The organism is Streptomyces sp. NPDC031132 (assembly GCF_055570595.1).
Genome location: NZ_JBVIGX010000002.1, coordinates 226,479 through 236,252, shown reverse-complemented (window position 1 = coordinate 236,252; position 9,774 = coordinate 226,479). Strand labels below are relative to the sequence as shown.

Annotated in this window: 9 protein-coding genes; 3 read left to right on the top strand and 6 right to left on the bottom strand. The window is 69.8% G+C overall.

Features of this window, described 5'->3' with window-relative positions:
* Positions 1-21 precede the first annotated feature (21 nt).
* Complete coding sequence (locus ACZ49B_RS04085; protein WP_468300201.1) at positions 22-489, bottom strand: RDD family protein; 468 nt, start codon at positions 487-489, stop codon at positions 22-24.
* Between the two features lie 184 nt (positions 490-673).
* Between ACZ49B_RS04085 and glnA the strand changes: the two genes are divergently transcribed.
* Positions 674-2,083: a type I glutamate--ammonia ligase gene (glnA, locus tag ACZ49B_RS04080; RefSeq protein WP_266629900.1), complete on the top strand. Its 1,410-nt coding sequence runs from the start codon at positions 674-676 to the stop codon at positions 2,081-2,083.
* 215 nt (positions 2,084-2,298) lie between these two features.
* Positions 2,299-2,622: a hypothetical protein gene (locus ACZ49B_RS04075; RefSeq protein WP_468300199.1), complete on the top strand. Its 324-nt coding sequence runs from the start codon at positions 2,299-2,301 to the stop codon at positions 2,620-2,622.
* Positions 2,623-2,684: 62 nt separating this feature from the next.
* On the opposite strand, the gene ACZ49B_RS04070 is transcribed toward ACZ49B_RS04075, so the two are convergent.
* On the bottom strand, positions 2,685-3,824 hold the full coding sequence (locus ACZ49B_RS04070; protein ID WP_468300197.1) for a trypsin-like serine peptidase: 1,140 nt from the start codon (positions 3,822-3,824) through the stop codon (positions 2,685-2,687).
* Positions 3,825-3,989: 165 nt separating this feature from the next.
* Positions 3,990-4,673, bottom strand: coding sequence for a TetR/AcrR family transcriptional regulator (locus ACZ49B_RS04065; protein WP_468300195.1), 684 nt, complete (start codon positions 4,671-4,673; stop codon positions 3,990-3,992).
* 87 nt (positions 4,674-4,760) lie between these two features.
* On the opposite strand from ACZ49B_RS04065, the gene ACZ49B_RS04060 reads away from it, so the two are divergent.
* Positions 4,761-5,531, top strand: coding sequence for an SDR family NAD(P)-dependent oxidoreductase (locus tag ACZ49B_RS04060; RefSeq protein ID WP_468300193.1), 771 nt, complete (start codon positions 4,761-4,763; stop codon positions 5,529-5,531).
* Positions 5,532-5,538: 7 nt separating this feature from the next.
* Here the strand turns inward: ACZ49B_RS04060 and ACZ49B_RS04055 are convergent, their stop codons facing one another.
* From ACZ49B_RS04055 to ACZ49B_RS04045, 3 genes are all read right to left on the bottom strand, one after another.
* Complete coding sequence (locus tag ACZ49B_RS04055) at positions 5,539-6,057, bottom strand: DUF4240 domain-containing protein (RefSeq protein WP_468300191.1); 519 nt, start codon at positions 6,055-6,057, stop codon at positions 5,539-5,541.
* A gap of 146 nt (positions 6,058-6,203) precedes the next feature.
* Positions 6,204-8,885: a pyruvate dehydrogenase (acetyl-transferring), homodimeric type gene (gene aceE, locus ACZ49B_RS04050; protein ID WP_468300189.1), complete on the bottom strand. Its 2,682-nt coding sequence runs from the start codon at positions 8,883-8,885 to the stop codon at positions 6,204-6,206.
* Positions 8,886-9,106: 221 nt separating this feature from the next.
* Positions 9,107-9,730 (bottom strand): GntR family transcriptional regulator, encoded by a 624-nt coding sequence (locus ACZ49B_RS04045; RefSeq protein ID WP_030291700.1) that lies wholly within the window; start codon positions 9,728-9,730, stop codon positions 9,107-9,109.
* Positions 9,731-9,774: the final 44 nt, after the last annotated feature.

The window sequence follows — 9,774 nt, the reverse complement described above, 5'->3', positions numbered from 1 at the left end:
TTCTGCCTGTCGTACCAGGCCCTAGATGCGGACCTGGACGGCGCGGGCGAGGCGGTCGTGCAGGCCGCGCCCGTCCCGGTCCCAGACCAGCGCCGGGATGACGAGGGCGAGCAGCACGGTGCGCAGCACGACCCGGCCGAGGCCGAGGCGGCCGCCGCCCTCCGCGACGACCCGCAGGCCCACGAGCCGCTTTCCGGGGGTGAATCCCACGGTGCCGACGGTGAGGATGCTCAGCACCACGAAGAGCGCCAGTGTCCAGTTGCCCGTGGCGGCCGCGTTGCCGCCCGTGATCAGCCCGTATGCGATCACCTGGCAGCCGACCCAGTCGATGGCGACCCCGCCGAGGCGGCGGCCGAACCGGGCCACCGAGCCGGACCCCTGGCGGGGCAGGCCGAGCCGCTGGCCCGGGTAGCCGAAGTCGACGCCCATGTCCTCGGCGGCCGCGCGGGGGCCGGAGAGCCAGGATCCGAGTGCTTGCCTGTTGTCCACCCGAACACGGTACCTGTGCGGCTCCACGGCGTTCCGGCGGGACCCTGGTTAACTTGTGCGAAACAAATGGGTCATGCTTGAGAAATCCCGTCTGCTTATGGTCGGGTCAGCGTGCGGCACCGCACTGACGCACCACGAGCTATAAAGCCCGCCCTGCCCCGGGGTCGGGAGTAGGAGGAGTTGGATGTTCCAGAACGCCGACGAAGTGAAGCAGTACATCGAGGAGAACGACGTCAAGTTCGTCGACGTCCGCTTCTGCGACCTGCCTGGTGTGATGCAGCACTTCACGATCCCGGCTCGGGCATTCGACCCGGCGGAGGAGCTCGCCTTCGACGGATCCTCGATCCGCGGCTTCCAGGCGATCCACGAGTCCGACATGGCGCTGCGTGCCGACATCACCACCGCGCGCCTGGACCCGTTCCGCAAGGACAAGACGCTCAACATCAACTTCTTCATCCACGACCCGATCACGGGTGAGGCCTACAGCCGCGACCCGCGCAACATCGCGAAGAAGGCCGAGGCGTACCTCGCCTCCACCGGCATCGCCGACACCGCGTACTTCGGCCCCGAGGCCGAGTTCTACGTGTTCGACAGCGTGCGCTTCGCGACCACCGCGAACGAGGGCTTCTACCACATCGACTCCGAGGCCGGCGCCTGGAACACCGGCTCCGAGGAGAACAACCGCGGCTACAAGGTCCGCTACAAGGGTGGTTACTTCCCCGTAGCCCCGGTCGACCACTTCGCCGACCTGCGCGCCGAGATCTCCCTCGAGCTGGACGCCCAGGGCCTCCAGGTCGAGCGCCAGCACCACGAGGTCGGCACCGGCGGCCAGGCCGAGATCAACTACAAGTTCAACACGCTGCTCGCCGCGGCCGACGACCTGATGCTCTTCAAGTACATCGTGAAGAACGTCGCCTGGCGCAACGGCAAGACCGCGACCTTCATGCCGAAGCCGATCTTCGGTGACAACGGCTCGGGCATGCACGTCCACCAGTCGCTGTGGGCGAACGGCGACCCGCTGTTCTACGACGAGGCCGGCTACGCGGGCCTGTCGGACACCGCCCGCTACTACATCGGCGGCATCCTCAAGCACGCCCCGTCGCTGCTCGCCTTCACCAACCCGACGGTGAACTCGTACCACCGCCTGGTCCCGGGCTTCGAGGCGCCGGTCAACATGGTGTACTCGCAGCGCAACCGCTCCGCCGCGATGCGCATCCCGATCACGGGCTCGAACCCGAAGGCCAAGCGCGTCGAGTTCCGCGCCCCGGACCCGTCCTCGAACCCGTACCTGGCGTTCGCGGCTCTGCTGCTGGCCGGCCTCGACGGCGTGAAGAACAAGATCGAGCCGATGGAGCCGATCGACAAGGACCTCTACGAGCTCTCCCCGGACGAGCACGCGAGCGTCCCGCAGGTCCCGACCAGCCTCGAGGACGTCCTCAAGGCCCTGGAGGACGACCACGAGTACCTCCTGGCCGGCGGTGTCTTCACCCCGGACCTGATCGAGACCTGGATCGACTACAAGCGCACGCACGAGATCGCCCCGATCGCCCTGCGCCCGCACCCGCACGAGTTCGAGCTCTACTTCGACATTTAAGTCAGCCGCAGGTCAGGACGCTTTCCGTCCCCCTGGGCCGTCTTCGGGTCGTCGCCGGTTTTTCCGCCTTTGCGGAAGACGCCGGCGGCGGCCCTTCGTGTTTTCGCCTCGCTGTCGGGCATGAGACGCGAGGGGGCGAGCCTGCGTCGCGCCGTATCGGTCGGCGGGCCGGTGTGGCACGGTGGCCGGGGCGCGGCTGCAGAGGGAGGAGTGCGATGACGCGAAGGTTGTTGTGGGGTGCGGGAGCCGGGTTGCTGCTCGTCGGGGCGGCCGGCGGGTTCCTCTCCGGGGTGCTGTGGGACCGGACTCCCGAGGTGACGATCAGCCCGCAGGCTGCGTCCGGGGCGGCGGTGCCGCAGTCCCGCGAGGCGCTCGTGACGGCGTGGACGGCTGAGCTGGAGAAGGCGGGCAAGGGTCTGCCGGAGGGGTGGGAGGTGCTGACCACGGAGGAGATCCGGGGCCGGTATCTGCACCAGAAGGTGGTCAACGCCCCGAAGGCCGAGGACATCGACCCGGGCATGGCCCGCCGGGCTGACTGATCGGGCACGGCAGAGGGGCCCGCAGCCGATCGTCCGGCTGCGGGCCCCTCTGCCGTGCAGGGCTAGTTGGCGGCGTTGATCGCGTTGATCACCGCGACGGCCTGGTCCCCGTGGTCCGAGGAGTACAGGTTGTCGTTGGTGCGGACGTCGTTGTCGTCGGTCTCGACGTGGGAGTTCGCGCCGACGATCTGGCCCTCGGGGGTTGCCATGGGGCCGCCGGACGCGCCCGCGCCCATGTCGCAGTCCATCTCGAGGCGGTTGTCCCACGGGTACCAGTCCACCGCGTCCACGACGTCACCCGTGCAGTAGAACTGGGTGTAGCCGTCCATGTCGGTGCGGTTGAAGCCCTCGCCGGGGAAGCCGGAGTCGATGATGTCGGACCAGTCGGAGCCGTACCCGAACTTGTAGCCGAGCGCGCCGACGGTGTCGGTCAGGTTCGTGTAGCCGGTCGGGGCGGAGACGGTGAAGGCGGCGAGGTCGCCCTCTTCGTAGTTCTTGTCGCGGGTCCATGCCTGCGGGGCCACGAACGACCGGGCCACCCATTCGCCCCAGGGAGCCTGGTAGTCACCGGGGCTGGTGGGGTCTTCCTTGTAACCGGGGATGAACAGCACCAGGTCGTAGAAGCCGTCCGAGCCGCTGCCGTCGCCGGGGTGGACGCAGTGTCCGGCGGTCCAGACGGTGTTGTTGCCGTCGGCGGCGATCGACGCCCCGGTACAGCCGTGTTCCTTGCCGGCGTTGTCGATGAACACGATCTTCCCGACGACGGTGGCCGGGGAGTTCTGCGGGAACGGCACCTTGCGGGCGACGGGCATCTCGGGCACGTCGGCCGCGGCCGCCACGGTCGATGCCGTACCGGTCTTCTCGGCCGGGAGAACCTGCGGAGACTCGGCCGTCAGGCCGGCACCTTCTGCCTTTCCGGCGGTGCCGGTCGCTTCGGACGCGGCCTTCTCGGCGGCGGCCTTCGCGTCGCGGGCGATGACGGTCTGGTCGCCCTTCTCGTGGGCGAGGGCCTTCTTGACGCGCTCCGGGGTCCAGAAGTCCCGCACCTTCTGCGGGTCGGCGGCCTGTTTGCCGACCGTCACCGCCGGGACTGCCGGTGCTGCGGGGGTCTCGTCCGCCGCGGCGGTCGTGAGGGTGGCCGGGATCAGAGCCATGGCCATGAGGACGGCTGCTGTCGTCCTGCGGGTGCTGCGTACTAACACGCTCTACCTCTCCAGTTGACGTTTCCTCCTGTCGCGCCGTGTAAGTGAACACCACGGGCATGGGCATTCTGTGAACGCGCTGTGTGAGACATCGGGACGGGATCACGGACCAACTTCCCGCGGGCAGCAGAGAGTTGAGTCGCCTCGCGGGGTGTGCCGCGCCTTCTAGGCCGAAGCCGGACCGGTTCCCCTGACCCTGCGGAGCAGGGGCATGCCGCCCGTCAGTTCGCGCAGGCAGCGGACCGCCAGTTCCGGTGGGGAGCCGGGGCCCGCGACGGGGGCTTCCGTCGTCGACCACAGCTCCAGGGCGATGCGGATGGCGTCCGTCGCGGCCGCCGCGAGGAGGCGGACGCCCAGGGGGTCGGCGTCCTCGCCGGCCAGCCGGGCGATCACCGGGACCAGGCGCTCCTCGGAGTCCTGGTTCACCCGGTACCAGACCGCGCGCAGCGCTTCGTCGGTCGAGGCCGCGCGGAGCAGGCCGCGGGTCACCTGGAGGCCCTCCTCGACCGCCTGGGAGTCGCCGAGCGAGCGGGTCACCGCGCGTTCCAGGGCCTCGTCGAGCGGGGTGCCGGGGTCCTCCTCGGCGAGCAGGGCGCGCCAGGCGTCGCCGCCGCCGGCGAGCAGCGGGGCCACGGCCTCCTGCTTGTTGCGGAAGTACCGGTAGAACGTGCGCAGCGCCACGCCGGCGCGGTGCGCGATGTCCTCGGCGGTGGTGCCGTCGGGGCCGTGCTCGGCGAAGAGTGCGCAGGCCGCGCGGGCGATGTCGAGCTGGGTGGCGGCCTTGCGGCGCTCGGTCAGCGACTGGGCTCCGGGGCCGGCCTGGGGAGAGTACGGACGAGGGGATCTCACGGGTGAAGCCTACCTCCCGGGAACGAGTGTAATTGCATGCTTTGACAGTCTGGCAAAACGTGTCATCGACTCGGTACGCTCGCCCCCATGAACCGTTACGAAGGACGTCGCGTCCTCATCACCGGCGGTGGCTCCGGCATCGGCCAGGCCACCGTCCACCGCATCCTCGCCGAGGGCGGCCGAGTCCACACCGTGGACGTCAACGAGGAGGGGCTCAAGGGCACCGCGGCGCAGGCCGCCGCCGACGGGCGGGGCGAACGGCTCACCACGGCCGTCCTCGACATATCCGACGAAGCCGCCGTGCAGGCCGGCGTCGCCGCCGCCGTCCAGGCGCTCGGCGGGCTCGACGTACTGGTCAACGCCGCGGGCATCCTGCGCTCCGCGCACACCCACCAGACCACGCTCGAGTTCTGGAACAAGGTCATCGGGGTCAACCTCACCGGCACCTTCCTCGTGATCCGCGAGGCGCTCCCGGCGCTCCTGGAGGGCGACCAGCCGGTCGTCGTGAACTTCAGCTCCACCTCGGCGTCCTTCGCCCACCCCTACATGTCCGCCTACGCGGCCAGCAAGGGCGGCATCCAGTCCATGACCCACGCGCTGGCCGCCGAGTACAGCAAGCAGGGCCTGCGCTTCGTCGCCGTGGCGCCCGGCTCCATCGAGAGCGGCATGACCACGGGCAACGGCCCCGGTCTGCCCGAGGACACCGACTGGAGCCTGTTCACGAAACTGGCCCCGGCCATCGGCCAGGGCTTCGCCGGTCCGCAGACCGTCGCCGGCGTCGTCGCCATGCTGGGCTCCGAGGACGGCGCCTTCATCACCGGTACGGAGATCCGTATCGACGGCGGTACCCACTACTGAGACGCCGCTAAGAGCGAAAACGGTCCCACAGCCGGGGGAAGCGCTCCGCGAGCACGGCTTCGTTCTCGAAGTCCAGCGGGGTGCCCTCCGGCTCGGCCGCCTGCAGCGGAATCCCCAAGTCCGGCGCCACCGCGCCGGTCAGCTGCTCGTACGCCTCGTCGGCCGCGTACCCGAGCTCCTCGCCGTCCCCGTCGATGTCCTCGTCGAACTCGTCCAGGAGCTCCGCGAGTGCGTCGGGGTCGTGCACCGCCCCCTCGAAGACCTCCCGGCCCTGGCCGATCAGCCAGCACCGGAAGTAGTCGAACGCGTCGTCGCTCGCCCCGTCGAGCAGCACCCAGGCCGCGCCCCACAGGTCCCACGTGTACGCCCGGTTGTACCGGGACTCGAAGTGCCGGGCGAAGTCCAGGACGGAGTCCGGATCGAACTGCGCCAGCCGCTCCACGAGCAGCTCGGCGTGTTCCTCGGGGTCGCCCTCGGCGGCCTCGCGGGTACGGTCGACGATCTCCCAGAACTCCGTCTCGTCCATCACCGCTCCAGCATCACGGGTGCGCCCCCTCGCCGCCACCGCTCATACGGCCAAAGGCCGGTGTCCGACCCCGGATCGAGGGGGTCGGACACCGGCCTTTCGTCTTGCCGTCTGCCGTGCCGGCGCTCGCAGCGCCCGCCTGCGTCTTACAGGCCGTAGCGCTCGCGCGCCTCCTTGATGGCGGACGCCGGCACCTCGCCGCGGCGGGCGAGCTGGGCCAGCGCGGCCACCACGATCGACTGCGCGTCGACACCGAAGTGACGGCGGGCGCCCTCGCGGGTGTCGGACAGACCGAAGCCGTCCGTACCGAGCGAGGTCCAGTCCTGCTCCACCCACTGGCTGATCTGGTCCGGGACCTGACGCATCCAGTCGGAGACGGCCAGCACCGGGCTGGTGACGCCCTCGAGCGCGCGGGTGACGTACGGGGTGCGCATCTCGCCGCGCAGCAGCGCCTCGTCGCACTCCAGCGCGTCGCGCCGCAGCTCGCCCCAGGAGGTGGCGGACCAGACGTCGGCGGCCACGTTCCAGTCGGCGGCGAGCAGCTGCTGCGCCTCCAGCGCCCAGTGGATCGCCGTACCCGAGGCCATCAGCTGGATCTTCGGGGCGTCGGCGGCCGGGGCCGCCTCCAGCGAGGAGGCCTCGTTGAAGCGGTAGAGGCCGCGCAGGATGCCTTCCTCCACGCCCTCCGGCATGGCCGGCTGGACCTTCGGCTCGTTGTAGACCGTCAGGTAGTAGAAGACGTCTTCCGGCTTCTCGCCGTACATGCGGCGCAGACCGTCCTTGACGATCACCGCGATCTCGTACGCGAACGCCGGGTCGTAGTTCAGCGACGCCGGGTTCGTGGACGCGATCAGGTGCGAGTGGCCGTCCGCGTGCTGCAGGCCCTCACCGGTCAGCGTGGTGCGGCCGGCGGTGGCGCCGACGATGAAGCCCTTGCCGAGCTGGTCGGCGAGCTGCCACATCTGGTCGGCGGTGCGCTGCCAGCCGAACATCGAGTAGAAGATGTAGAACGGGATCATCGGCTCGCCGTGCGTCGCGTACGACGTGCAGGCGGCGATGAAGTCGGCCATGGCGCCGGCTTCGGTGATCCCCTCGTTGAGGATCTGGCCGTCCTTGGCTTCCTTGTAGTACATGAGCTGGTCGCGGTCGACCGGCTCGTACGTCTGACCCAGCGGCGAGTAGATGCCGGCCGACGGGAAGAGGGACTCCATGCCGAAGGTACGGGCCTCGTCGGGGACGATCGGCACCCAGCGCTTGCCGGTCTCCTTGTCCCGCATCAGGTCCTTGACGAGCCGGACGAAGGCCATGGTGGTGGCCATCTCCTGCTTGCCGGAGCCCTTGAGCAGCGGGGCGAAGGAGCGCTCGGCCGGAGCCGGCAGGGCCACGTGGTGGACCTTGCGGGCCGGGGCCGGGCCGCCGAGGGCCGCACGGCGCTCGTTCAGGTACTGCACCTCGGGGCTGTTCGCGCCCGGGTGGCCGTACGGGACCTTGCCGTCGACGAAGGCGCTGTCCGGGATCGGGAGGCCAAGGAGGTCACGCATGTCCTTGAACTCGTCGGTCGACAGCTTCTTCATCTGGTGGTTCGCGTTCTTCGACTCGAACCCGGCGCCCAGCGTGTAGCCCTTGACGGTCTGCGCGAGGATGACCGTCGGCGCGCCCTTGTGCTCCAGGGCGGCCTTGTACGCGGCGTAGACCTTGCGGGGCTCGTGGCCGCCGCGGGAGCTGTGGAAGCACTCGGCGATCTTCGCGTCGGACAGTACGCCCGCCAGCTGCACGAGCTCGGCGTTGGCGCCGAAGAAGTGCTGGCGGATGTAGGCCACGTCGCGGGTCGCGTACGTCTGGAACTGCGCGTCCGGTACCTCGCGCAGGCGGCGTACCAGGGCGCCCGTGGTGTCGAGCTGGAACAGCTCGTCCCAGGCGGAGCCCCACAGCGACTTGATGACGTTCCAGCCGGCGCCGCGGAACTGGGCCTCCAGCTCCTGGACCACGCGGAAGTTGGCGCGGACCGGACCGTCGAGGCGCTGCAGGTTGCAGTTGATGACGAAGGTCAGGTTGTCGAGCTGCTCGCGGGAGGCGAGGGCCAGGGCGGCGGTCGACTCGGGCTCGTCCATCTCGCCGTCGCCCAGGAAGGCCCAGACGTGCGAGTTGGCGGTGTCCTTGATGCTCCGGTTCTGCAGGTAGCGGTTGAAGCGCGCCTGGTAGATCGCGGAGAGCGGGCCGAGGCCCATGGAGACCGTGGGGAACTCCCACAGCCACGGCAGGCGCCGCGGGTGCGGGTAGGACGGCAGGCCGTTGCCGCCGGACTCCTGGCGGAAGTTGTCGAGCTGCTGCTCGGAGATGCGCCCGTCGAGGAAGGCGCGGGCGTAGATGCCGGGGGAGGCGTGGCCCTGGATGTAGAGCTGGTCGCCCGATCCGTCGGCCTCCTTCCCGCGGAAGAAGTGCTGGAAGCCGGTCTCGTAGAGCCAGGCCGCCGAGGCGAAGGTGGCGATGTGGCCGCCGACGCCGTACTTGGAGCCGCGGGTCACCATGGCGGCCGCGTTCCAGCGGTTCCATGCGGTGATCTTGGCTTCCATCTCCTCGTCACCCGGGAACTCGGGCTCCGCGGAGGTGGGGATGGTGTTGACGTAGTCCGTCTCCAGCAGCTTCGGCAGGGCGAGGCCGGCGGCCTCGGCGTGCTGGAGGGTGCGGCGGAGCAGGTATTCGGCGCGGCGCGTACCGGCGGCCTTGGCGACGGCGTCGAGGGAGGCCGCCCATTCGGCGGTCTCCTCGGTGTCGCGGTCCGGGAGCTGGTCGAGCTCGCTCGGAAGCTTTCCTACGGGGTCGGACATCGGTGTGCGCCGCCTTCCGGACAAAGGAGAGGTGGTGAAGAAATCCCTGACGGGCAGGACAGGGTCGATGGGCCCGGGTGGGGCCCGCCGTCGACTGTAAATCGCTGATCGATGATCGATCAAATAAATGTGACGATGAAATGGCCATCCGGCCAAAAGTCGGCACCCGGTGCCATGGAATCAGGCACCCGGTGCCGGGCAAACCGGGACGGAGTGACCCGTCAGGCGCGGGGTGCGCACCCCAGGACATGCCGCTTCACCAGCACGCCGATGTCCGGATCCTGATTGCGGAACGCCTCGACGAGGGCCGCGTGCTCCTCGGCGTAGGACTTCTGGACGGTCCCGAGCCAGCGGATGGACAGGGCCGTGAAGACCTCGATGCCCAGGCTCTCCCAGGTGTGCAGCAGCACGCTGTTCCCGGCCGCCCGCACCAGCTCCCGGTGGAACCCCACGGTGTGCCGCACCTGCGCGGTCCCGTCCTCGGTCCGGTCGGCCTCCCACAGGGCCGCCACGTGCGGCTCCAGCGCCGAGCAGTCGGCCGCCAGCCGGGGCGCGGCCAGCTCGGCCGCGATCTGCTCCAGGCCGGCCCGGACCGGGTAGATCTCCTCCAGGTCGGCCGCCGACAGGTTCCGTACGCGCACGCCCTTGTTCGGCGCCGACTCGATCAGCCGCAGCGTCTCCAGCTCGCGCAGCGCCTCGCGCACGGGCGTCTGGCTGACCTCGAGTTCGACGGCGATCCGCCGCTCGACGATCCGCTCGCCGGGCTTCCAGCGCCCGCTGACGATCCCCTCCACGATGTGCTCGCGGATCTGCTCGCGCAGCGAGTGCACGACGGGTGGGGTGATCATCCGGGCTTCATCTCCTGTGGGGGCATGCAGAGCTCTGATGC

Bases quoted from the DNA above. Each gene is read 5' to 3' on its own strand.
- glnA (WP_266629900.1), top strand. From the start codon at position 674: ATGTTCCAGAACGCCGACGAAGTGAAGCAGTACATCGAGGAGAACGAC.
- ACZ49B_RS04075 (WP_468300199.1), top strand. From the start codon at position 2,299: ATGACGCGAAGGTTGTTGTGGGGTGCGGGAGCCGGGTTGCTGCTCGTC.
- ACZ49B_RS04060 (WP_468300193.1), top strand. From the start codon at position 4,761: ATGAACCGTTACGAAGGACGTCGCGTCCTCATCACCGGCGGTGGCTCC.
- ACZ49B_RS04055 (WP_468300191.1), bottom strand. From the start codon at position 6,057: ATGGACGAGACGGAGTTCTGGGAGATCGTCGACCGTACCCGCGAGGCC.
- aceE (WP_468300189.1), bottom strand. From the start codon at position 8,885: ATGTCCGACCCCGTAGGAAAGCTTCCGAGCGAGCTCGACCAGCTCCCG.